Origin of the sequence: Synechococcus sp. MU1651, assembly GCF_023630635.1 — a bacterium.
Lineage (GTDB): Bacteria > Cyanobacteriota > Cyanobacteriia > PCC-6307 > Cyanobiaceae > Parasynechococcus.
This window is the reverse complement of sequence record NZ_JAKUHJ010000014.1, coordinates 23486-44757: the sequence shown is the minus strand read 5'-3', so window position 1 is coordinate 44757 and position 21272 is coordinate 23486. Positions and strand designations below refer to the sequence as shown.

At 62.5% G+C, this 21272-nt stretch carries 23 protein-coding genes; 11 read left to right on the top strand and 12 right to left on the bottom strand.

Annotated features, from left to right (window positions below):
* Positions 1 to 159 precede the first annotated feature (159 nt).
* The 4 genes from NCN05_RS10180 to NCN05_RS10165 are packed head-to-tail and all read right to left on the bottom strand — an operon-like array spanning position 160 to position 4992.
* On the bottom strand, positions 160 to 951 hold the full coding sequence (locus tag NCN05_RS10180; protein WP_502988813.1) for an inositol monophosphatase family protein: 792 nt from the start codon (positions 949 to 951) through the stop codon (positions 160 to 162).
* A gap of 5 nt (positions 952 to 956) precedes the next feature.
* A complete protein-coding gene (locus NCN05_RS10175; RefSeq protein ID WP_250397987.1) occupies positions 957 to 2687 on the bottom strand; it encodes a TolC family protein in 1731 nt (576 codons plus the stop codon).
* A 24-nt stretch (positions 2688 to 2711) separates the two neighbouring features.
* Positions 2712 to 4109, bottom strand: coding sequence for a TIGR03279 family radical SAM protein (locus tag NCN05_RS10170; RefSeq protein WP_250397986.1), 1398 nt, complete (start codon positions 4107 to 4109; stop codon positions 2712 to 2714).
* Between the two features lie 19 nt (positions 4110 to 4128).
* Positions 4129 to 4992: an undecaprenyl-diphosphate phosphatase gene (locus tag NCN05_RS10165; RefSeq protein ID WP_250397985.1), complete on the bottom strand. Its 864-nt coding sequence runs from the start codon at positions 4990 to 4992 to the stop codon at positions 4129 to 4131.
* 110 nt (positions 4993 to 5102) lie between these two features.
* Between NCN05_RS10165 and NCN05_RS10160 the strand changes: the two genes are divergently transcribed.
* The 3 genes from NCN05_RS10160 (at position 5103) to nadB (ending at position 8062) form a co-directional block, all read left to right on the top strand.
* Complete coding sequence (locus NCN05_RS10160; RefSeq protein ID WP_250397984.1) at positions 5103 to 5813, top strand: DUF3120 domain-containing protein; 711 nt, start codon at positions 5103 to 5105, stop codon at positions 5811 to 5813.
* Between the two features lie 112 nt (positions 5814 to 5925).
* A complete protein-coding gene (gene psbU / locus NCN05_RS10155) occupies positions 5926 to 6333 on the top strand; it encodes a photosystem II complex extrinsic protein PsbU (protein ID WP_115009316.1) in 408 nt (135 codons plus the stop codon).
* A 70-nt stretch (positions 6334 to 6403) separates the two neighbouring features.
* Positions 6404 to 8062 (top strand): L-aspartate oxidase, encoded by a 1659-nt coding sequence (gene nadB / locus NCN05_RS10150; protein WP_250397992.1) that lies wholly within the window; start codon positions 6404 to 6406, stop codon positions 8060 to 8062.
* A 13-nt stretch (positions 8063 to 8075) separates the two neighbouring features.
* Here the strand turns inward: nadB and NCN05_RS10145 are convergent, their stop codons facing one another.
* Positions 8076 to 9005, bottom strand: coding sequence for a vitamin K epoxide reductase family protein (locus NCN05_RS10145; protein WP_250397983.1), 930 nt, complete (start codon positions 9003 to 9005; stop codon positions 8076 to 8078).
* An 85-nt stretch (positions 9006 to 9090) separates the two neighbouring features.
* On the opposite strand from NCN05_RS10145, the gene rimO reads away from it, so the two are divergent.
* Both rimO and NCN05_RS10135 read left to right on the top strand, forming a co-directional pair.
* On the top strand, positions 9091 to 10467 hold the full coding sequence (rimO, locus tag NCN05_RS10140; RefSeq protein ID WP_250397982.1) for a 30S ribosomal protein S12 methylthiotransferase RimO: 1377 nt from the start codon (positions 9091 to 9093) through the stop codon (positions 10465 to 10467).
* The gene (locus NCN05_RS10135; protein WP_250397981.1) at positions 10464 to 11687 is read left to right on the top strand and encodes an MFS transporter; all 1224 of its coding nucleotides are present in this window, start codon (positions 10464 to 10466) and stop codon (positions 11685 to 11687) included. The genes rimO and NCN05_RS10135 overlap by 4 nt, the downstream gene beginning before the upstream one ends.
* Here the strand turns inward: NCN05_RS10135 and petL are convergent.
* Positions 11680 to 11772, bottom strand: coding sequence for a cytochrome b6-f complex subunit PetL (gene petL, locus NCN05_RS10130; RefSeq protein WP_011365270.1), 93 nt, complete (start codon positions 11770 to 11772; stop codon positions 11680 to 11682). The genes NCN05_RS10135 and petL overlap by 8 nt on opposite strands.
* Before the next feature lie 144 nt (positions 11773 to 11916).
* Here petL and NCN05_RS10125 point away from each other — a divergent pair, with 144 nt between their 5' ends.
* A complete protein-coding gene (locus NCN05_RS10125) occupies positions 11917 to 13491 on the top strand; it encodes a B12-binding domain-containing radical SAM protein (RefSeq protein WP_250397980.1) in 1575 nt (524 codons plus the stop codon).
* A gap of 3 nt (positions 13492 to 13494) precedes the next feature.
* Here NCN05_RS10125 and NCN05_RS10120 read toward each other — a convergent pair whose 3' ends face one another.
* From NCN05_RS10120 to NCN05_RS10105, 4 genes are read right to left on the bottom strand one after another with little or no spacing between them, the layout of a single operon-like run.
* Positions 13495 to 13902 (bottom strand): DUF4346 domain-containing protein, encoded by a 408-nt coding sequence (locus NCN05_RS10120; protein ID WP_250397979.1) that lies wholly within the window; start codon positions 13900 to 13902, stop codon positions 13495 to 13497.
* Positions 13903 to 13911: 9 nt separating this feature from the next.
* On the bottom strand, positions 13912 to 15087 hold the full coding sequence (locus tag NCN05_RS10115; RefSeq protein WP_250397978.1) for a GNAT family N-acetyltransferase: 1176 nt from the start codon (positions 15085 to 15087) through the stop codon (positions 13912 to 13914).
* Positions 15088 to 15120: 33 nt separating this feature from the next.
* Positions 15121 to 15780, bottom strand: a complete 660-nt coding sequence (locus tag NCN05_RS10110; RefSeq protein ID WP_284500617.1) for a RibD family protein — start codon at positions 15778 to 15780, stop codon at positions 15121 to 15123.
* Positions 15777 to 16697, bottom strand: coding sequence for a 6-pyruvoyl trahydropterin synthase family protein (locus tag NCN05_RS10105; RefSeq protein WP_250397977.1), 921 nt, complete (start codon positions 16695 to 16697; stop codon positions 15777 to 15779). Before NCN05_RS10105 ends, NCN05_RS10110 begins: the two co-directional genes overlap by 4 nt.
* A 51-nt stretch (positions 16698 to 16748) precedes the next feature.
* Between NCN05_RS10105 and NCN05_RS10100 the strand changes: the two genes are divergently transcribed.
* Entirely contained in the window at positions 16749 to 17324 is a 576-nt protein-coding gene (locus NCN05_RS10100; RefSeq protein WP_250397976.1) for a shikimate kinase, read from the top strand.
* 3 nt (positions 17325 to 17327) lie between these two features.
* Here the strand turns inward: NCN05_RS10100 and NCN05_RS10095 are convergent, their stop codons facing one another.
* Positions 17328 to 17591: a CRR7 family NDH-1 assembly protein gene (locus tag NCN05_RS10095; protein WP_115009308.1), complete on the bottom strand. Its 264-nt coding sequence runs from the start codon at positions 17589 to 17591 to the stop codon at positions 17328 to 17330.
* Here NCN05_RS10095 and NCN05_RS10090 point away from each other — a divergent pair.
* Positions 17590 to 18267, top strand: a complete 678-nt coding sequence (locus NCN05_RS10090) for a DUF6816 family protein (RefSeq protein ID WP_250397975.1) — start codon at positions 17590 to 17592, stop codon at positions 18265 to 18267. The two genes, NCN05_RS10095 and NCN05_RS10090, sit on opposite strands and share 2 nt — an antisense overlap.
* Here NCN05_RS10090 and NCN05_RS10085 read toward each other — a convergent pair.
* Entirely contained in the window at positions 18233 to 18958 is a 726-nt protein-coding gene (locus NCN05_RS10085; RefSeq protein ID WP_250397990.1) for a glutathione S-transferase family protein, read from the bottom strand. The two genes, NCN05_RS10090 and NCN05_RS10085, sit on opposite strands and share 35 nt — an antisense overlap.
* A gap of 59 nt (positions 18959 to 19017) precedes the next feature.
* On the opposite strand from NCN05_RS10085, the gene NCN05_RS10080 reads away from it, so the two are divergent.
* From NCN05_RS10080 to NCN05_RS10070, 3 genes are read left to right on the top strand one after another with little or no spacing between them, the layout of a single operon-like run.
* Positions 19018 to 19224, top strand: coding sequence for a DUF751 family protein (locus NCN05_RS10080; protein WP_006850467.1), 207 nt, complete (start codon positions 19018 to 19020; stop codon positions 19222 to 19224).
* Positions 19224 to 19646: a 30S ribosome-binding factor RbfA gene (rbfA, locus tag NCN05_RS10075; RefSeq protein WP_186496214.1), complete on the top strand. Its 423-nt coding sequence runs from the start codon at positions 19224 to 19226 to the stop codon at positions 19644 to 19646. Before NCN05_RS10080 ends, rbfA begins: the two co-directional genes overlap by 1 nt.
* Positions 19627 to 21228 carry a glycoside hydrolase family 3 N-terminal domain-containing protein gene (locus NCN05_RS10070; RefSeq protein ID WP_250397974.1) on the top strand — a complete coding sequence of 534 codons (1602 nt, stop codon included), beginning with the start codon at positions 19627 to 19629 and terminating at the stop codon, positions 21226 to 21228. The genes rbfA and NCN05_RS10070 overlap by 20 nt, the downstream gene beginning before the upstream one ends.
* Positions 21229 to 21272 lie beyond the last annotated feature (44 nt).

Sequence of the window (21272 nt, the reverse complement as noted above, 5' to 3'; positions counted from 1 at the left end):
ACTTACAACACCGTGGGATCGCTCCCTCTTGGTCTCGTAAGCCGCCTCAGACACATCAAGACTTTCGCCTCAAGCGCTTCGGCTTGCGCGCTCGCCTCTCGGCTCCCGCGCAAGACAAAAACATAACCCACTAAGCCCCCTTCTCGCAACAGAGACCTTTCAGGGCCGCAGCAAAGCCTCTCCCCAGGGGAGGAAACGAGCCAGATGAGCCCATGAACCGGCCGCTAAAACAGGAAAGCCGAGGTCGGCAACGTCTTGCCCTGCAGAGAGGTGCGCAGGATCCGCATCCAACCAGCGAATCGGACAACCCAGTTCATCGAGCACCAACCAAGCCGCTGCAAGATCCCAGATTTTTGGCGTGGCCTCCAATGAGGCGATGGTCTGCCCCATCGCAACACTGACCAAATTGAGGCTGGCGACACCAAGCAGACGGATCTTCCCGGGAAAACGCTGATCCGGTTTGCGCTGCAACACTCGAATCGAGCGGCTGCAAAGGGAGACGCAAGCACTGGTGGCCAAGGCTCGGGTCTCCGAAGTCAGCGGCTGATCGTTTCGAGTGGCACCCCGACCACGCAAAGCGACAAAGCGTTGATTCAGCGCAGGCACATCCAGGAAAACCTCACTGGGACGGCCATCGACGAAACGGGCCACGGAAATCGCCCAACAAGGAATGCCCGCCGCGAAGTTGGTGGTCCCGTCCAGGGGATCCACCACCCAGTAGGCCCGCGTGTTCGGAACTGTTTTCGATCCTTCCTCACTGAGGACGCCTTCACCGGGGGCGATGCTGGCCAACCCCTCCACCAAAGCAGCGTCACTCCAGCGATCGCAGTCCGTAATCAAAGAGCCATCGGGCTTTACGTCAGAACCGATCTGGCCGAAGTCCTGCAGCTGACGAGCACGGATGCGATCCAGCAACACATGAACAGCGCCCAGTTGGTCGTCACTGAGCACCGATATCACCACAGAGGCTGAACAGGAGTGATCTCAGTTTGATTCACCGACGAACCTGTGGTGGCCACCGATGGGCAGGCGGACTTGAGCGGTGTGGGCTCAATCGGGATCGGTTCTTGATCAGGTTCTGGCTTGGTTCCCGTCAGTGAAACCGCATTGCAGGCCACCAGGGCATCCAGTCCTGTGCGTCGGCTGAGCTCCGACAGGTTGGTGTTGTAGTCACGAATTGCACGCGCGTATTTCAGCTCGGCCTGAGTGAGATCACGCTGAGTGTTGACCACCTCACGCTGAGTGGTGACGCCTGCCTGAACCCTCAGCTGGGCCAGACGCAGAGATTCCCGAGATGAGAGAACCTCGCTGGCTGTGGTGTCGATGTTCTGAACAGCAGTCCGAAGACCGAGGAAGCTTTGCTCAACCTGAAAACGGATCTGATCGCGGGTTTGAGCGAAATTGAAACGGCTTTGATCCGCAGCCTGCTTCGAACGACGGTATTCGGCACGAGCACGGCCTCCATCGAACAAACGCCATGTCGCCGTCAACGCAGAGCTGTTCTGAACGCTGTAGCTGAAATCGCCCTGATCGATCGGACTGACTGAGGTCTGGTTGGTCTGACCTTGGGTGCGAGACGCCGTGGTGGAGTTCACGAAGCTCAGAACCGGCTGCACTGCGGCTAATGAAGCATTGGCCCGACTGTTGTTAACAGAGATATCAAGGATCAGTTGGTCGAGCTCTTCGCGGTAATTGAAAGCAGCGACGATGCTGTCCTGCAATGAGGATTGCCACAAGCCCAAGGGTCTTGAGGGTGAGGCCGCCGTCGGTGTCACCTGCTGGGGAAGGTCCAGCACAACCGCCAAATTGCGGCGTCTCAACTCCTGCTGACCAAGATTTGTCGCAAGCAGGTTGCGATCTCGAGCAAGCTGGGTTTCGGCCTCCAACACCTCCAGTTTGGTGTTGACACCAGCATTGAAGCGGGCACGGGCATCACGAAGGCTGACCAGGGAAGCTTTGACACCTGCCTGACCAATACGGACGCCTTCATCTGCTTCTTGGAGATTGAAATAAGCCGTCTCCGTCTCGAGGCGTAGATCCCGCAATGCGATGAGATACGCATGCCTTGCTCTCTCAAATCGATCCCGAGCTGCAGCAATCTCCGGGACACGAGCAGGATTGATCAAATCCCAACTGACCCTCAAGCGACCGTTCAGCCTCCACTCACTTCCATAGAACTCGTTATTGGTTTTGCCTGTACTGGGATCCGGGGTGACAAAGTCTGGATTTCGGTAGGAGTAGGAAGCGAAATATTCAGGAAGAGCACTTGAGGTGAGGTCAACGGTGGGATACCAGGCTGCAATTGCTGAGCGCAGTGATGACTTGGCCTGATCCACCTGGCTTGCAGCAGCCTTGAGGGTTGGACTGTTGAACTCCGCGAGCTGAAGCGCTTCCTCGAGAGTGAGCGGGCGCAGCTCATGGATGCGCACCTGCGCCGGCTCCTCGGGAAGAGCAATAGGAGGGGGAGCAACCAACGACTCGAGGGATGGCGGCAAGCCCTCCACTGCTGGAGTCAAAACAGAGGGGTCTGCCTTGGGACGAGCACCCTTCAGATCGATCGCATCCGGGAGGGTGGCTTGAACAACCAAGGCCGACTCAGATTGAACTGCGTCTTCGCTGAGCGCAGGGGGAACACCGGAAGAGACAACGCCAGCTACGAGACAAATACCCGCGGTGATCCGGCGCACAGCAATCAATGAATTTCATCGAGCTTAGGGACTTTTCCCTACGGCACCCAAAACTGAGTCCACGACGTCAGCCGCCCCATGCACGATCTGAATGGGGACAGGCAACTGCGCGGCCAGGGATTCCAGGGTCATGTCATCCAGGAAAACGGGCTCCTCTTGCCGCAACATCACCGATGGCAGCAGCAGCTCATCGCCCAGCTCTCGTCCCTGCAGGCCAGTAAGCAGATCCTGTCCCGTCAGCAATCCAGTCACCACTTGCTCCTGCCCCCAGTAGGGACTCGGCAAGCCGATCAGGTGAAACTCGACGCCATCAACTGCATTCAGCCGGTCAGCCACAGGCTGCAACGCCTGCGCCACGATCTGACCGACCACCCAGCTGCAACGACGGGGCTGAGCAACCGCGATGGGCAACTCCTGAGTTGCCGCATCCAACGCTTCAAGGAAGGCACGGATGCTGCCCACGCCGTTTTCCTGCTGCGGGAGATCCTCGTAGTTATCCCGGGGCGGCAAGGGCAACCCCGCCACCAGGTACCACTCATCGGAGAGCCAGGCGAAACGGGTGCCCAAAACCTCCTGAAAGTGCTTCTGCATCGGTTCCACCTGAGCAATCACCCTGCGGGCGCAGTCCGGATCCACAGGAACCAGGCCATCGTCAGCCGGCCTGAAACGGGTAAGCCCCACCGGCACCACCGCCGCAGACAGCACCGCCGGCCAGGGGCCAGCCGCGAAGGAGGCGAGGTCGTTCAGCGTTCTCGCCAAGGCAGGACCGTCATTCAGTCCCGGACAAACCACCACCTGGGCATGGATTTGCAGATCGCGCTGATCAAACCAGGCGAGCTGGTCCATCACCTGGGCAGCACGCGGATTCACCAGCAGGCGTGAGCGCAACTCGGGATCCGTGGCATGCACCGACACAAACAACGGCGATAAACGCTGGTCTTCAATTCGCTGCCAGTCGGCCTCGCCCAGGTTGGTGAGCGTCAGATAGGAGCCATAGAGAAAACTCAGGCGGTAGTCGTCGTCTTTGAGATAGAGACTGTCGCGCCGCCCTGGGGGCTGCTGATCGATGAAACAGAACGGACAGTTGTTGTTGCACTGGCGCAAACCATCGAACAGAGCCTCGGTGAAAGCCAGCCCAAGGCCGTCATCGGCATCCTTCTCCAACTCAACCCGATGCAGCGCACCTTCTGCATCACGTACCTCAAGGCAAAGCTCCTCCTCCACGCAGAGGTAGCGGTAATCGATCAGATCGCGCGGTCGAATGCCATTGATGCTGAGCAACTGATCACCGGGCTCAAAACCCAGCTCATCCCCGATCGAGCCAGCCTCGACGGAGGCCACCACCGCGGGCTGCGGTTGACGACCACTGCTACTTGGATCCAGGGCTGCAACGGCAACCCCGGCGGATGGCTCATTCCACACAAGCCGGCTTCGTCTGAACTCAGTGTGCGTTGTGAACGCCCCACCAGACCAGCAACAGCAGCCCGAACAGCAGCCGGTAAGCAACGAAGACCCAGGTGCTGTTGCGCTGCAGGAACTTCAGCAACCAATCGATCGCCAGCCACGACACCACTGCAGCCGAAGCAATGCCAACCAGCAACGGCAGGGGGCCGTTGCCAGGGCTGGCCGCCAAAGCATCCTTGAGCTCCACCAGACCCGCGATGGTGATGGCGGGAATGCCCAAAAGAAAGGAAAAGCGGGCTGCATCAGCACGATTCCAACCGTCGAACAAGGCCGCCGTGAGGGTGCTGCCGGAACGCGAGACCCCCGGGATCAATGCGAGGGCCTGAGCCAGCCCCACCAGCAGGCCATCGCGGCCTGAAACCCCTGGAAGCTGCTTTAGTCGTGCGCCGACCTGTTCGGCAAGGGCCAGCAGCAACGCCATCACAATCGAGACGATGGCAATCGAGGGAACACTGCGCAGGGGTGACTGTTCATAGCCCTGGGCCCAGGCAAATTTGATCCCTAATCCGATCAGCAAGATCGGCAGGGTGCCCACCACCATGGCGAACCCGAGACGCGCCTCAGGTTCGCGCCACTGGCCATTGCGAAAGGCGCGGCTGATGCCCCGCAGCACCTGGCTGAGATCGGTGCGGAAATAAGCGATAACGGCAACGATGCTGCCCAGCTGAATGGCGGCGGTCACGGAGACACCCGGATCGCCCCAACCGAGGAGCTCAGGCACCACCTTCAGATGGGCGGTGCTGCTGATCGGCAGAAACTCAGTGAGTCCTTGAACCACCCCCAACACCAGATCACGCCAGCAGGCCTCAAGCAGGCTGAGGGATGCAGAGGGGTCCGCCATCAACGTGTGAGTGTCGCTCTGACGGTATCCCCGGCAGGAGAAGCGGGCATGTCAGCCACGTCACTTGATGATGTCTTCTAAGGTTCCGTGACTTTCTTCACAAAGGACATTTGATCGGCGGCACCTGGCAAACATCAGCCCCCGATCGGTCGTGGTCCTTTCCCGTGGCCCGCATCGCAGCAGCCATGGTGGTGCTGCCGGTGTTCCTGCAAGCCCCCTGGGTGAGGCTGGATCCGTTTTCAGCCACCTTGTTCACCGGAGTTCTGGTTGCAGCTGGACTGGTGATGCATCAGAGCCGCTCCCAGACAACATCCGACCTGGGTTACCTGCTGGTGGGTTTCAGCGGCAGCTGGCTGGCAGGGTGCATTTTCTGGGGTTGGCTGCGGGCCCATCCCGTTCTGCACCTGCCGGTGGAAGCCTTCGCCGTGCCCGTGGCCTTGGGCGGCCTGCAGGGGCGCTGGCGTCTGGCGGCCACGTTCTATTTGTCGTCCCTGGTGGGCACAGCTTGCACCGACCTGGCCATGGCAGCCACCGGCGTGATGCAGTTCTGGCCCGCAGTGGTGACGGCGTCCCTCGATCAAGCACCGCTACTGCTGCATCAAGCGGGAACCCATCTGCTCCAGCCGCTGCCTTTGGTCACCCTTGTGATCTCAGCGGTCCTCGTTCTGTTGGCTGGACGTCGCCTGAGCAGGAACAGCGGCGGTTTCACCGGTGACGCGGGATCCATGGCCGCTGCCGTCTTGATCACCACCCTTTGGGTGGATGGCTTGTTCTTGCTTTCAGCCTTGCTGCAGCCGGGGCTGAGTGGCCTGATCGAGTGAAACGAACTGCAAAAGCTGCCCCGGTTCAAGGGCTTGAACGGCGCAACGACTTGTAGTCTTCCGGAGCCGGCACTGCCGGTCGACCCGTTCCGACCCCTGATCGAGAGTTGAGATGAAGCGGCTTCTGAGCTGGCTGACCGGCGCACTGGTGATGGCGAGCCTGATGGCAGGCCTTGTGCTTCCGAGCAGCGTTTACGCCGACGACGACCTTCGCAGCAAGTATTCCGGCAATGAGATCCGCAACATTGCGGACGACAAAATTGCCGCACGGGACGGCAAGGTGGATTTGAACAATTCCTCCGTGCGCCGTTTCCAGCAATTCCCCGGGATGTACCCGACCATGGCCGGCAAGATCGTGCTGGGTGGCCCTTACGACAGCGTTGACGACGTGCTCTCTCTTGATCTGACCGAACGTCAGCAGGAGCTGTTCGCGAAGTACCGCGACAACTTCACCGTCACCCCTCCCTCCATTGCTCTGAACGAGGGCGACGACCGCATCAACGACGGTCAATACCGCTGATTCCTGACCCCGTCACACTGGTTGTGATTGCTTGAACCGCCGGACCACCGGCGGTTTTTTTGTCCCCGTGATGGCCCAGCCCCGCAGCTCTGATCCCATCCCCTCAGGTCCCTGGGACGTGGTGGTGATCGGTGCCGGGGCTGCCGGCTTGATGACCTGCCTTGATCTGCCGCCGGAGTTCAAGGTGTTGCTGCTCAATCGCAACACAGGGCGGCGTTCTTCCAGCCGCTGGGCCCAGGGGGGCATCGCCGCCGTGACCCGCAAGGAGGACAGCGCCGACAGCCATGCGGAGGACACCGTTCTGGCTGGAGCCGGCCTTTGCGATGGCGATGCGGTGCGGCTGTTGGTGCAGGAGGCACCCCATTGCGTGGAGCGCCTGGAGCAGCTGGGCATGGCCTTCGACCGGGATCAGGACGGTCTGGCCACCACCCTGGAAGCAGCCCACAGCCACAGGCGGGTGCTGCATGTGCAGGACCGCACAGGGCGAGCCCTGGTGGATGTGCTGCGGGATCGTGTTGAGCAACGGCCAGGATTGCTGCATCGCCGCGGCGTGCGCGTGACGCAACTGCTGGTGCGCGATGGGCGCTGTTGCGGTGTGCAGGTGCTGGATGGGGCCCATCTTCACGGGATCGAAGCCCGCGCCGTGGTGTTGGCCAGCGGCGGTGGTGGTCATCTGTACGCCAACACCACCAACCCAGCCCAGGCCTGTGGCGAAGGCATCGCCCTCGCCTGGCAGGCGGGCGCAGCCGTGGAAGATCTGGAATTCGTTCAGTTCCATCCAACGGCCATCCGCCTGGATGACGCCCCATGCTTTCTGATCTCCGAAGCCGTTCGCGGAGAGGGCGGCGTGCTGGTGGATGCCCTGGGGGGCAGCCCTGTGGCCCACCTGCCCCAACGCGACCTCTCACCGCGGGACCAGGTGAGCCGAGCCTTGATGCAGGCCATGCAGCGGCAGCAGGTGAAGCAGATGTGGCTCGACTTCGCCGCCATCCCGCGGGAGCAAGCGGAACGACGCTTCCCAACGATCCTCGACCGCTGCGACGAACTCGGACTGAATCCATTGGAACGGCCCATCCCCGTGGCCCCAGCCGCCCACTACTGGATGGGAGGGGTGGCCACAGACCTGCAGGCCGCCACCACGCTGCCGGGGCTCTATGCCGTGGGAGAAGTGGCCTGCACAGGCCTGCACGGCGCCAACCGGCTGGCCAGCAACTCCCTGATGGAGTGCCTGGTGTTCGCCCATCGCCTCAAAGAGATCGAGCTCGGCCCCGTCCCAGCGGCCCTCGCCAGCGACAGAACGCAGCCGCTTGGCTTGGACCTCGACGGCTGCAGCAGTTCGCAGTTGATCGACGCCATCGAGCAGCTGCGGCAGCTCTGCTGGCGACGGGCGGGGGTGGAACGATCGGCCGCTGGACTGCGCCAGGCCATCGGCAAGGTGAAAGCCGACGAACAACATCTGGAGCAGCAGGCACTGCTCCAAGCCCTGCTACGGGAAGACCCTTGTGCCTCCAGGCTGTTGGCTGAAAACAGCAGGCGCGATCTGAACCTTTTGCTGGATCTCCACCACAGGTTGCTGACCAGCCGGCTGATGCTGGAGGCCTGCCTGTTTCGCGGAGAAAGCCGGGGAGGCCACTACCGCAGTGATGCTCCTGCGCGGCTACCGCAATGGAGGCAGCATTCCCGGCAACAACGGCAACGGGGCATCGTCACCCGTGCCGTCCGGGACTGAAGGCAGTCCTGATTCAGAAGTCGGTGTCGCCCTCATAGCCACTGAGTTCCGCAAGGGTGTCGAGCCCTTTCACCCCGGAATCGATGCTGCCGTTGATCTCCCAGCTGGGGAAACCCTCCAATCCTTTGCTGCGGCAGAGATCAGCCTGGTTGTTCTCACCGTCCGGCGCACACTCGACCACGTTCAGCTGGTCCGAGGCCTGCTTGCCAAACAGCTCCTTCTGTTCGTGGCAGTGGGGGCACCAGTAGGCGGAATACATCACGGCGCCGCTGCTGGTGAGGTGCTCAGCCAAGGCGATCGAAGCGGCCGTGCTCTCGGTGGTGACGACGGGTGCAACGCCGGATCCGCTGGCCACAGCGTCGGGCCGGTTTGGATCCACCACCGACGCCCAGATCAAGCCCCCCAGCAGCACCGCCAGGGCCAGAAGCACGCCGCGGAACAGCAGCTGACCGAAGTCGTCCCAACCACCACCAACGATGGACAGCACAAACAGGGCGAGGGAGAGCGCAGCCGAAAGAACGCAGAAAAAGCAGAAAGCCTGGATCTTGAGCAGCATCACCCCCAACAGCACACCGCTGAAGACGGCCATACCGAGGGACACGGTGAACAGCCCCCACCAGGTGCGACGGGACAAGTCACCCTTGTTCTCTTGCAGCCCTGGCAAAAGGGGCAGCAGCGCCATCAGCAGCACAGCGCCATAGGCCAGCACCCCCACCAACGAGAGCGGAATCCCGGCGAACACCGTGCCCCAGGCGCTGTTGAGCACCTTGTCGCAACCGTCAGCTCCCATCGGACAGGTGAGGTTGCCGAGCAGACCCCAGCGCTTCAGGGTGATCGAACCGGTGTCGATCAGCCCAGCGGTGGCCAGCATCGCCATGGCGATGCGGGCCCACTTAGCGCCGGAATCCTGACGGCGACGACTGACGAGACGGGTGGTGCCCATCCTTGAACTTCAAGTGATCGGATTCTGTCAGTTCCGGCGTGATCAGGCCGCTTCGTAGGCTGATCTTTGGCCTGCCGGCGACGTGATGACCAGCACCCCGACGAAACCGACGGTCGCCTTCGCCCATCTGGGCTGCGAGAAGAATCGGGTGGACACCGAACACATGGTGGGGCTGCTGGCGGAAGCGGGCTACGGCGTCAGCACCGATGAACGGGATGCCGCCGTTGTGGTGGTGAACACCTGCAGCTTCATTCAGGACGCCCGCGAAGAATCGGTGCGCACCCTGGTGGGACTGGCGGAACAGGGCAAGGAATTGATCATCGCGGGATGCCTGGCCCAACATTTCCAGGAGGAGTTGCTGGAGTCGATCCCCGAGGCCAAAGCCATCGTAGGAACCGGCGACTACCAGCACATCGTGGATGTGTTGCAGCGGGTGGAAGCGGGGGAGCGGGTGAACCAGGTCAGCGCCGTTCCCACCTTTGTGGGTGACGAACACCTGCCACGCCAACGCACCACCGACCAGGCGGTGGCCTTCCTCAAGGTGGCAGAGGGCTGCGACTACCGCTGCGCCTTCTGCATCATTCCCAAGCTGCGAGGGGATCAGCGCAGTCGGCCGATCGAATCCATCGTGGCTGAAGCCCACCAACTGGCGGAACAGGGGGTGCAGGAGCTGATCCTGATCAGCCAGATCACCACCAACTACGGCCTTGACCTCTACGGCAAACCCAAGCTGGCGGAACTGCTGCGAGCTCTTGGCGACGTGGAGATCCCCTGGATCCGGGTGCACTACGCCTATCCCACCGGGCTGACCCCAGATGTGCTGGCGGCCTACCGGGAGGTCCCCAATGTGGTGCCTTATCTGGATCTGCCGTTGCAGCACAGCCATCCGGAGGTGCTGCGGGCGATGAACCGCCCCTGGCAGGCGGATGTGAACGACCGCCTGCTGGATCAGATCCGCGACCAACTCCCCGATGCGGTGCTGCGCACCACGTTGATCGTGGGGTTCCCCGGCGAAACCGAGGAGCACTTCCAGCACCTGATGGGCTTCCTCGAGCGCCAACGCTTCGATCATGTTGGAGTGTTCACCTTCTCTCCGGAGGACGGCACGGCAGCGGCGGACCTGCCCGATCGCGTCGATCCCGAGGTGGCCCAAGCCCGCAAGGATGCCCTGATGGCTCTGCAACAACCCATTTCGGAGGAACGCAACAGCCGCTGGGTGGGGCGCACTGTTGACGTGCTGATCGAACAGCACAACCCGCAAACCGGCGAGATGATCGGGCGCTGCGCCCGCTTTGCGCCCGAAGTGGATGGTGAAGTGCGGGTGCAGCCCGGCGCCGATGGTCAACAGGCCGCGCCGGGGAGCCTGGTACCGGTGGAGATCACCGGGGCTGACATTTACGACCTGAGCGGAAGGATTGTTGGTGCCCGCGCCATGGTGGCCGCAGCGAAACGCCAGGGTTGACCCTTCTCAAACTGCAGGCCGAGCAGCAACGCCAGCTTTTTCTGATCGCCTCCGGCGTGAGCACGGCGGGTTCTTTTGCCGGCATCACCGCCAAGGGCTGGATTCTGATGAAAGGGGGCGTGGACCCCTTTGTGCTGGCGTTGAACTTCGCCGCTCTTTCACTTCCAACCTTGCTGGTGAGTGGTCCAGCGGGGGTGCGCACCGACCGGGTGGGCTGTGAACGGGTGCTGGTACAGGCGCAATGGGCACTGCTGACGGCCTCTGGCCTGGGGGCCCTGGCAATTCCCCTGTTGGAGGGCACAGCCCAGGTGCTGCTGCTGCTCTGCAGCACCCTTTTGGTGGGCATCGCCGGCGCCTATGAGTTAACGGCCCGCAACAAGTACTGCTCGATCCTGGTGGAGCAGCCGGAACAACTGGCGGGCTACCTCACCAGCTTTTCGGTGGTCTTCAACATGGGCAAGCTGGTCGGCCCCCCGATCGGCGGGTTGTTGCTGGCGGCCACTGGCCCGGCCTGGGCCCTGGGCATTGATGCGGCCAGCTACCTGCTGCCAATCGCCAGTGTGATGTTCTTGCTCAACCCGAATCGGGATCAGGAAGTGCGCAGCAGCAGCGGGCAAGACGCCAGCCTGCTCAACGCCTGGCACCACTGCGGTGGCACCCTTCAAGGGGTGCTCAGCTTCACCGCGGTGCTGTGTCTGATCGGGTTCTATCACCCGGGACTGGCCCCATTGATCGCCTTCGATCAACTGGGACCCAATCCCACGGATCTGGGGCTGTTCACCAGCGTGCTGGCGGGCGGGAGCATCGTGGGCGGGCTGGTGCTGCAACGCAACAGCCAACGTTTCTGCCGGCGCCCTTTCCTCACTCTCGGGGGGTTTGGATTGATTACCGCCGTGGCCCAGCTGGGAATGGCCCGTACTCCAGGGCCTGTGTTCAGTCTGGCCATGGCGTTTCTGATCGGGGCTGGCACAGCCGGGCTGCTGAGCAGCTGCAACCTGATCAGTCAGATCGGATCACCGCAGGTGATGCGAGGCCGAATGGCTGGGCTCAGCCAGATCGCCTTCCTCGGTGGTGGCGGGCTCAGTGGATTGATCGTTGCCCTGATGGTGATGTTCACCAATCTCTCCACGGCTTTCGCCGTCACCGGTGGCCTCAGCGCTGCTGTGGCTGTGCTCTGGATACGAAAGAGAGGGGGGAAGACGCTGGAACCGCTCAGATGAGCTTGATTCCCTTCAGCAGCTTGGTGAGCACAAAAGCCGTCACCAGACCGGAACCAACCAGGCCGAGATAGATGCCGACGCCCATGTGCAAGTACGGAGGTGACCACCATTAGATCAGACACCGGCCTGAGTTCCGGCCATTGCGCTTAGGGTTTGTGAAGAGCTGATACCGACTGAAAGGCATCTCAAGCCGGGCTGACCGGACGTTCATCCACCAACGCCCGACGCCATGCGCACGCTTTTCGTTTATCCCGAGTTCCCGAAAACCTTCTGGAGTTACGAAAAGATTCTCGAGCTGGTGAATCGCAAGGTGTTGCTGCCTCCCCTGGGGATGGTGACCGTGGCAGCACTTCTCCCTCAGGAGTGGGAGATGAAGCTGGTGGACCGGAACGTGCGGGAGGTGACGGACGAGGAGTGGAACTGGGCCGAGCTGGTGATCATTTCTGGAATGATCGTCCAGAAGGACGACATGGCTTTGCAGATCAGCAAGGCCAAGCAGAGAGGTCTTCCTGTGGCCGTTGGTGGCCCCTTCGCAAGCTCCACACCGGATGCACCGGAACTGGAGCTGGCGGATTTCAAGATCCTTGATGAAGGGGAAATCACCCTGCCGATGTTCCTGGATGCCCTGGAACGGGGGGAGACCGGTGGTCGCTTCACCGCAGAGGGAGACAAGCCAGACGTCACCGCCACCCCGATACCACGCTTCGATCTGCTGCAACTCGAGGCCTACGACTCGATGAGCGTGCAGTTCTCGCGGGGCTGCCCGTTCAACTGCGAGTTCTGCGACATCATCGTTCTCTACGGCCGCAAGCCCCGCACCAAGACCCCCGAGCAGTTGGTGGCCGAACTGCAATATCTGTACGACCTGGGCTGGCGGCGCTCGATCTTTCTGGTGGACGACAACTTCATCGGCAACAAACGCAACGCCAAGTTGCTGCTGCCCCAGATCCGCACCTGGCAGGAGGAGCGGGGCTACCCCTTCAGCTTCTCCACTGAAGCCTCCGTGGATCTGGCCGACGACGAGGAGATGATGCGGATGATGCACGACGCGCGCTTTGAAAGCGTCTTTCTGGGCATCGAAACCCCGGACGAAGCCAGCTTGGAAACGGCTCGCAAGGTGCAGAACACCCGCAACCCACTGGATGCCGCAGTGGACCGGATCACCGCCAACGGAATCCGCGTTATGGCGGGTTTCATCATCGGTTTCGACGGCGAGAAGAATGGCGCAGGCCACCGCATCGTGGACTTTGTCACCCGCACCGGTATCCCCGCCGCGATGATGGGCATGTTGCAAGCCCTGCCCAAAACAGCCCTCTGGGCACGGCTGGAGCGGGAAGGCCGCTTGATTCAGGGAGAAGACGCTGCCAAGGGTGTGAACCAAACCAACCTGCTGAACTTCAAACCCACCCGACCGATCCGCGACATTGCCAACGAGTACGTGGACGCGTTCTGCGCGCTGTACGAGCCCAACGCCTACATGGATCGGGTTTACAGCTACTACCTCAAGATGAGCGCACCCCGCTGGAAAGCCGCGGCCAAACTGCCCAGCCTGGTGGACCTCAAGGCTCTGAGCATCGTGGTGTGGCGGCAAGGCATCAAGCGCAACACCCGCACCCGTTTCTGGCGTTACCTGCTCGGCATGGCACGCAACAATCCTGCCCTGCTTGAACAGTTTCTATCGGTGCTGGCCCACAACGAGCACTTCCTCGAATACCGCTCGATCGTTCAGAAAGAAATCAGCGAGCAGCTGGAATCACTGCCCCCAGAAGAACCCACAGCAGCCAAAGAACTGCAGCCGGCCTGATCCTCAGTCCTGCACATAGACCGTGCCGTCACGCAGGCACTGCTCAGCCTTCTGCAACTCCCGTCCCAAATAAAGGGCATGGTCGAGGCGACTGACCGGGTGTGGGGCTTCCCCTTCCGTGAGCTGGATGCCCAGCTGTTTGGCCGTACTGCCGCGGTAAACCGCTGAAGGGCGCCGAGGAGCATTGCCCCCGTCGCAGCGCAACACCTCACCAGTCTCGGAATCTCGGGCCAACCCCTTGTCATCGATGGTGTTGCCGTAGTGCTCAAGCACCAATTCGGCCGCATCACGATCCAGTTTGATCAAGAAATAGCCACTGGGATCCAGAGCGATGAACCGCTGGGACAGGCGCTGATCAAGAGCATCCATCGCCGCAGCAGTGGATGCCGGTGCTCCCGGGGTTGTGGTCATGCCTTCAACCTACAAAGCCAAGGCCGGAGGTTCTGCTTTGAAGGGCAGCTCCGCATTGATCGCCTCGATCTCCTCCAGCATCAAGCCATTCACCTTGAGCAACCAGGCACGGATCAACTGATCCATCTGGGGCTGATACCAGCGGTGCAGGCTGGCGTGGGGACGAGCTACAAAGCCTCGCCGGCGTTTATGGCTGCCACCGGCTCCAGGGTCAAAGCTGACGATGCCGTTGGCCAGGGCCCATTCGATCGGAGCGTAGTAACAGACTTCGAAGTGAAGACAATCGATCTCCTCGTGGCTGCCCCAATAGCGGCCCCAGAGCTGCCGGCCGTCCTGCACGCACATTGACATCGCCACTGGATCACGCGGGTCACCTCGATGGGCAGAAAAAAGCACCAGCTGATCGCGGTGCAGCCGTGCCAATGCTTCAAAGAAGCCCTCTTCCAGGTACTTGCTGCCCCACGGTCCCCAGCGCGCACAGTGCTGCTCGTAGAAGCGATGCATGGATTGCAACAGCGGCAGATCCAGCTGATCGCCGCTGAGGGGTGTCACAGTGATCCCGGCCTTGGCCACAGCCTTGCGTTCCCGCTTGATGTTGCGGCGCTGGTTGGCATTGAAACCCTTGAGGTAATCCTCAAACGTCTGGTCGTCGTCGCGGCTCCACAGGCTCTGCTGGTTCAGCCAGGCGGCACAGCCGGCGGCCTCCGCCAGGGGCCGCCACTGCGGATCCACGTAGAGGAAATTGCAGCTGAGGATGCCGTTCTGTTCGCAAAAGCGATCGATCGCCCGCAGCAACTCCCGGGTGAGCAGAGCTTCATCTTCTCCAGATCGCACATGGAAGCGGTAACCCAGCACTGGGCTGACCGGACTCATGCCCAGGAGCTTGGGGTAGTAGCGGAGCCCCAGATCCGCCGCCAGACGCGCAAAGGTCTGGTCGAACACAAACTCGCCATAGCTGTGGCCCTTGAGAAACAGCGGAGCCACCGCAATCGGGATGTCATCACGCCAGAGGGCCAGATGCAGGGGCTGCCAGCCCTGCTCAGGAATGATGCTTCCGGAGCTTTCCAAAGCCTCCAGCCAGCTCCAGCGATAAAAGGGAATCGCGTCGGCTCCCACCAGGCTGTTCCACTGTTGCTCCGGGATTTCCTTGATGGAGCGATGCCAGCGGGCCGTGAGTGACGTCATGGCGACGGTGCCTTTGGCCTTTGTGCGATGACCTTAACCAGGTCGGATCCGTTGGTAGCGAAGGAGCCACTCACCGTCTCCGAGGTCCTCAACGCCTTCGGACTGCCAAGCGCCCGGTTGCGCCAAGGCAGCTGGCAACGGTGCATCGGTGCAAGGCAACCAACTGAAGCGGCCGCCCAGGAGCTGGGGCACCAAGGTGAGCTGGATCGCATCGACGCAATCGGCTTGCAACAGATCGGCACTGAGTTGGGCGCCACCCAGGAGCACCAGACGCTGAATCCCAGCCTCTCCAAGGGCCTTGAGCCGCTCCGGCCAGGTTGGGGCCAGAGGGAACCAACGATCAAAACCTTGATCCACAGGTTCAGGAGCCAGCAACCAACGCTGAAGCGGCTGGTCAAAGAAGCGCCAGGTGCTCGAGAAGTTGGGCGATCGGGTCACCACAACGGCAGCCGGCTGCTCCGCTCTGCCCTCCTCTCGGCGTTGCTCCAGCAACTGAGGGCTGCGGATCAGGCAGGTGCACTGATGGGCACGCAGGGTTCCTGCACCGATCAAACAGGCATCCCCCCAGGCGAGTGCCTGCTCCAAGGAGCGCCGGTCTCCCTCACCGCCCAGCTGAGCAGCCCCCCCTTCTGGGGGCGCCAAGCGGCCATCCATGCTGATGGCCAGCACCAGTCGGACTGAGGGGCGTTTCAGACGGCAGCCACGGCATCAAGGGCAGCTGGGGACATCTCCAGTTGCGGTGCTTCGGCGTAAACCTCGGCCGCATTGTTCGGGCTCTCCTGCAATCGCACCTTGTGCAAGCTGGCGCCGATGGCCTTGATCGGGCTGGAGAGACGATCAGCGATGTGCAGGGCGATGTTCTCGGCCGTGGGCACGCACGCCTCGAAGAAGGGCACGTCCTTGTTGAGGAAGGTGTGGTCGAAGGGCTCGACCACCAGATCATCCACGAGGCGCTGCAGCGCGGAGAGGTCGCAGACCATGCCGGTGCGGGGATCAATATCACCACGCACGGTCACATCCACCAGGTAGTTGTGGCCATGGCCGTGGGGACGGGCGCACTTGCCGTAGATCGCTTCGTTCTCTTCCTGACTGAGTTCCGGGCGGGCCAGTCGGTGAGCGGCGGCGAAGTGGGTGCGGATGGTGAGGAAGGCGTCCATGGGATGTCCGAGATAGTCGGCCCAAAGGCCCGGTTGTTCGTAGAGGCGCAGCGCCGTGATCGGCAGATGAGGGCTGAGGCGCTGCCAGATCACCCGCACCAGGGCCTCGGTGGTGGGGAGGCAACCTTCAGCGGTGGCAACGTCAAATTCCGGCCAGGCCTCATTGAGGAAGCGGAAATCGAGTTGGCCCGTCACCTCGTTGCGGATGGCGTGCTTCACCTCCGAGAGGTTGAGCACCATGCCGTCGGCGTCCAGACCGCCAGCCATGGAGACAATCAGCTCGTAGTTGTGGCCGTGGCCAGGAGCCAAAGCGCAGGGCCCGAAACGGGCGGCATTGTCATCAGCAGACAGTTCTGGCAGCCAATAGCGATGGCTGGCACTGAAACAGGCCCTCCGGGTGATGACACAACCACGACCTTGGCCGTGCCGTGCTGGTGACTTCGTTTCAGTCATGTGACGTTCCGGCCGCGAGGCATCCTAATGAGCTATTGCCGTTTCCGAGTCATGGCGGATTCCACCCCCACCCTCAAGCAGCGTCTTGCCGGGCGCAGCCTCTATCTGGTGGGAATGATGGGCAGCGGCAAGACGAGCACGGGCCGCCCCCTGGCCGAACGTCTGGGCTACGGCTTTGTCGATGCCGATGCGGTGATCGAACAGGCGGCGGGCTGCAGCATCCCGGACATCTTTGATCGGGATGGTGAAGCGGGCTTCCGCAAGCTGGAAAGCCAGGTGCTCAACGCCATCAGCCAGCGCCACTCGCTGGTGGTCGCCACCGGTGGTGGCGTGGTGACACAGCCGGAGAACTGGGGAATGCTCCACAGCGGCATCGTGATCTGGCTCGATGTGGTGCCGGAGCAGTTGCTGCAGCGGCTGAACGCCGACAGCACCGTGCGCCCATTACTGCAAACCGCCGATCCGGAGGCGGCTCTGAACGCACTGTTGAACGAGCGTCGTCCCCTCTATGCCGAGGCCGATCTCACGGTGGTGATCAATGACGAAACCCCAGAGGCCGTGGCCGACGGAATCCTGCAACTGGTGCCAAGCCTGCTGAAGGATCCGACCCAACGTCGAACCGACTGAACCTCAAGCGGTGGGCGGCTCCAACCGCACCGCAAACCACTGCAAGGTCACCCCAGGGCTGATCTCCAGATCACAGGCCGTATCGATCAACCGCTGCGCCGCTGCGTCGACATCGGGTTGATCTGCCAGATCGGCCGGCAACTGATCGAGGCTGCGCAACCAACCGCTCAGCCATGTCAACGTGTCGGCAGCGCTGAGCAGCTGCTCCGGCTTGCCGGGCTCCAGCACCACATAGTCATCAAGGGCACGGATCAGGGGATCAGACATGGAACGGCGGTTGTGGATGCTGCTGATCAGCCTCACCATCCTGCTCAGCGGCAGCCCCGCCTGGGGCCAGACAGGTCTTGAGCAGCGGTTGAACAGTTGGCCCGACTGGAGCCTGCCGGCACCGTTGCCGCGGCCCTCAAATCGGGACGACCTGATTTACCCCGACTGGTTTGCCGGGCAGTGGCAAGTGGAGAGCATTGATCTCGATGCCCCCGACGATCCACCCCTGCTGCATCAGGCACGATTTCAAGCCGACCGGCGCGGTCGACTGGTCGGCGATCGCAGCTTCAACGCCACGGCCATCGGTCGTGCCCTGCTTGGCGAGCAGCTGCTGAAGGTGGAAGAAGACCCCGACTCCGCCAACCGCCAGATTGCCCGACTGAAAGGGGATCTCTATCTCGAGACCACGGTGACGGGCCGCCGCCAGGAGAGCCCGAGCACCGACACCTTCCTGGCCGATGAATTGGTGCTGCAGATCCTGCATGCGCCGGGGCCGCCGCGGCTGAGCCGGGTCGAAACCCTCAGCCGTTATCACCGCTGCGGCAAGGACATCTGCGCCGAGCAATGGCAAGGGCGCTACGCCTCGCCAGGCGAGAGCCTGCGGGATCAGGCCATCGCCCAGCACCACTACCAATTGCGCTTCACACCTCTTCCAGAGTCCGCTCCATCAATTTGAGTTCGATCTGGTCGCGCCACTGGAACAGGGGCTGCAGCTTGGGGTGATCGCTCAGTCCAGGCACGCCCTTGCCGGCCAGGGCCGAACCCGCAGAAGAGGGGAAGCGCAGCAGCGACAACTGAGCGGCAACGGCGATGTCGGCAATGGTCATGCTGTCCCCCACCAACCAGGGGCTGGCCTGCACGGATGTGGCCAGCTGCTCCAGGCTGGCCAGCAGCTCGGTGCGCTCCTTCTGGTTGACCAGTTCGGTGATGTTGCTCACCCAACCTCCGGGGATCACGCCCATCACCGAACGCACGGGGTCGGGCAGGTCGTCGGGCAGCAGAGCAACCCGTAGCTCAGGATCCAGTGCCGCGGCCTGCACCAGAGAGGAGCGGCCCGCCATGGCTAGGGTGGTGTCGGCCCAGTCCTCCAGCAGATGCACCTGGGCGGCCTGACGCGGATCGGCGGGAATCAGGGCAGGGTCTGGCTCCCGCTGATCCAGATGCAGTGCAATGGCGCTGGAGTCGGCAATGACCTGATCCCCATCCACCAGCACGGGCACCTGCCGTTGGCCGGACAGCCGGAACACAGCCACCTGGCCGACACCGGGGGTCACCTCCACGGTGCGGAAACTCAGCCCCTTGGCCTGCAACACCATCCGCACCTTGAGACAAAACGCGGAATGGCGGAATTGATGCAGCTCCAACATGTCCAAAACAGCCATGGGCCCGGCAGAGTAGCCAGCAGATTTGCAAGCACGCCAGAACCATGCGGGAGTTTTTCCTCAACGTCTCCCGTTACCCCCGTTACTTGATCGCCTTCACCCTCGGGGTGATGAACTCCGTCGCCGAACCCCTGGCCGCACGCCGGAGCAATCCCGTCACGGCTGTGGCCTTGATCGGCGCCTTGATCAGCGGTGGAATCAGCCTCACCTTGGTGCTGCGTGCCATGGTGAATTCAGCACCGATGGCGTGATGGCACAGGGGCGTCGAGTGGAGAGGGTGGCCGCCCTGATCCGCAAAGAAGTCAGCGAACTGATGATCAACGGCATCCGTGATGAACGGGTGCACCAAGGCATGGTGAGCATCACCGAAGTGGAAGTGTCCGGCGATCTGCAGCACTGCAAGATCTTCGTGAGCGTGTTTGGGGAAGCCCAGGAGCGCGACCAGGTGCTCGAGGGGCTTCAAGCTGCCAGCGGCTTCCTGCGGGGAGAACTGGGGCGACGGCTGCAGATGCGACGCGCCCCCGAAGTGGTGTTCCAGCTGGATCGGGGTCTGGAACGCGGCACCTCAGTGCTGGGACTGCTGAATCGCCTCGAAGACGAACGGCAGCAGCGGGGCGAGATTCCACCCGGGAGTGATCAACAGCCAGGCGGCGATGAACAGCCCGCCGGCTAACAGCCTGCGGCGCCGCGTAGCGGAACTGCTGGTGGTGCGGGCCAGTGGTCATCTGAGCGACCAGCAGCGTTGCTACCCGCAGTGGGAGCTTCCAAACAGCGAACTGCAGCGCCTGCTGCGGGAAGGTGTTGGTGGCGTGATCCTGCTGGGGGGGAGCGCTGTTGAGCTGCAACAACGCACCAAGCAACTGCAGGGCTGGAGTGAGCAGCGGTTGCTGGTCTGCGCGGACGTTGAAGAAGGCGTTGGCCAGCGCTTCGAAGGGGCCAGCTGGCTGGTGCCGCCCCTGGCCCTCGGGCGACTCCACCAGCGGGAGCCCGAGCTGGCCTTGGAGTTGAGTGAGCGTTATGGCCGCTGCACCGGCGAACAGGCCCGCCGCTGTGGCCTGAACTGGGTGTTGGGGCCGGTGTGCGACGTCAACAACAACCCCGCCAACCCTGTGATCAACGTGCGGGCCTGGGGCGAGGATTCCAAAACTGCCAGTGCCCTGGCGGTGGCGTTCCAGCGGGGGCTCAAGCAAGCGGGGGTGCTCGGATGCGCCAAGCACTTTCCCGGCCACGGCGACACCAGCAGCGACTCCCATCTGGACCTGCCGGTGCTGCCCCACAGCCGCGAACGGCTGGAGCAGATCGAACTTCCGCCCTTTCAGGCCGCCATTACCGCCGGTGTAGAGAGCGTGATGACGGCCCATCTGGTGCTGCCGGAATTGGATCCGAAGCAGCCCGCCACCCTCTCCAAAGCCGTGCTCACCGATTTGCTGCGGCGCCAGATGAGGTTCAACGGGCTGGTGGTGACCGATGCCCTTGTGATGGAAGCGATCAGCGCACGGCACGGCGCCGCCGAAGCAGCTGTGCTGGCCTTTGAAGCCGGGACCGACCTGATCCTGATGCCGGCGGATGCGGATGCCGCCATCGATGGTCTCTGCGACGGTTTCAGCAGTGGAAGGCTGTGCCTCGAGCGGTTGGACGAGAGCCTGCAGCGCCGGGCCCACGCCCTGGCATCGATCCCCACCAGCACAGCTACAGGTCCGATCGTCAGCGTAGACGAGCAAGCCCTTGAAGCTGAACTGGTGCGTCACAGCATCACGGTCGGCGAAGCAAAGGTCCTTCCACAAGCAGGCATCAACCTGGTGCGCGTGGATGCCATGGTGCCCAGCGCAGCCGCCCTCAGCGGCTGGTCCCCGGCTCTGCGCACTCCTGAAGCACAAGGATTTCGCTCAATCGTGATTCATGGCGAAGGGCTATCGCCCTGGAGCGGCCAAGCGGACGCGCCCCTGGCGATGGACCGCCTCGGCGATGGAGCGGTGCTGCTGCAGCTGTTCCTGCGGGGCAACCCCTTCCGCGCCGGACGGGATGCCCAAGAACCCTGGGCCGCAGCGATCCAGCAACTGATCGCCCTCAACCGGCTGGCCGGAGTCGTGGTCTACGGCAGCCCTTACCTCTGGGACAGCCTGAAGCCGCTGCTGCCCAGCAGCTGCCCTGCCGCCTATTCCGCCGGCCAAATGCAGGAAGCCCAACGCCAGGTGCTCACCGAACTGTTCCCCAGCGCGACGCCGACCGGCAACAGCGGTGCATTCACCGACTGACCACCACCAACCAACCGCACTGGCCAACCGCACTTAACCTCGCG

Excerpts from the sequence above, each read along its gene's own strand:
- NCN05_RS10125 (WP_250397980.1), top strand. The coding sequence starts at position 11,917 with ATGCGCACGCTTTTCGTTTATCCCGAGTTCCCGAAAACCTTCTGGAGT.
- NCN05_RS10085 (WP_250397990.1), bottom strand. The coding sequence starts at position 18,958 with ATGTTGGAGCTGCATCAATTCCGCCATTCCGCGTTTTGTCTCAAGGTG.
- NCN05_RS10145 (WP_250397983.1), bottom strand. The coding sequence starts at position 9,005 with ATGGGCACCACCCGTCTCGTCAGTCGTCGCCGTCAGGATTCCGGCGCT.
- NCN05_RS10115 (WP_250397978.1), bottom strand. The coding sequence starts at position 15,087 with ATGACGTCACTCACGGCCCGCTGGCATCGCTCCATCAAGGAAATCCCG.
- NCN05_RS10120 (WP_250397979.1), bottom strand. The coding sequence starts at position 13,902 with ATGACCACAACCCCGGGAGCACCGGCATCCACTGCTGCGGCGATGGAT.
- nadB (WP_250397992.1), top strand. The coding sequence starts at position 6,404 with ATGGCCCAGCCCCGCAGCTCTGATCCCATCCCCTCAGGTCCCTGGGAC.
- psbU (WP_115009316.1), top strand. The coding sequence starts at position 5,926 with ATGAAGCGGCTTCTGAGCTGGCTGACCGGCGCACTGGTGATGGCGAGC.
- NCN05_RS10070 (WP_250397974.1), top strand. The coding sequence starts at position 19,627 with ATGAACAGCCCGCCGGCTAACAGCCTGCGGCGCCGCGTAGCGGAACTG.
- NCN05_RS10090 (WP_250397975.1), top strand. The coding sequence starts at position 17,590 with ATGGAACGGCGGTTGTGGATGCTGCTGATCAGCCTCACCATCCTGCTC.
- rbfA (WP_186496214.1), top strand. The coding sequence starts at position 19,224 with ATGGCACAGGGGCGTCGAGTGGAGAGGGTGGCCGCCCTGATCCGCAAA.
- rimO (WP_250397982.1), top strand. The coding sequence starts at position 9,091 with ATGACCAGCACCCCGACGAAACCGACGGTCGCCTTCGCCCATCTGGGC.
- NCN05_RS10080 (WP_006850467.1), top strand. The coding sequence starts at position 19,018 with ATGCGGGAGTTTTTCCTCAACGTCTCCCGTTACCCCCGTTACTTGATC.
- NCN05_RS10095 (WP_115009308.1), bottom strand. The coding sequence starts at position 17,591 with ATGTCTGATCCCCTGATCCGTGCCCTTGATGACTATGTGGTGCTGGAG.
- NCN05_RS10165 (WP_250397985.1), bottom strand. The coding sequence starts at position 4,992 with ATGGCGGACCCCTCTGCATCCCTCAGCCTGCTTGAGGCCTGCTGGCGT.
- petL (WP_011365270.1), bottom strand. The coding sequence starts at position 11,772 with ATGGGCGTCGGCATCTATCTCGGCCTGGTTGGTTCCGGTCTGGTGACG.
- NCN05_RS10100 (WP_250397976.1), top strand. The coding sequence starts at position 16,749 with ATGGCGGATTCCACCCCCACCCTCAAGCAGCGTCTTGCCGGGCGCAGC.
- NCN05_RS10105 (WP_250397977.1), bottom strand. The coding sequence starts at position 16,697 with ATGACTGAAACGAAGTCACCAGCACGGCACGGCCAAGGTCGTGGTTGT.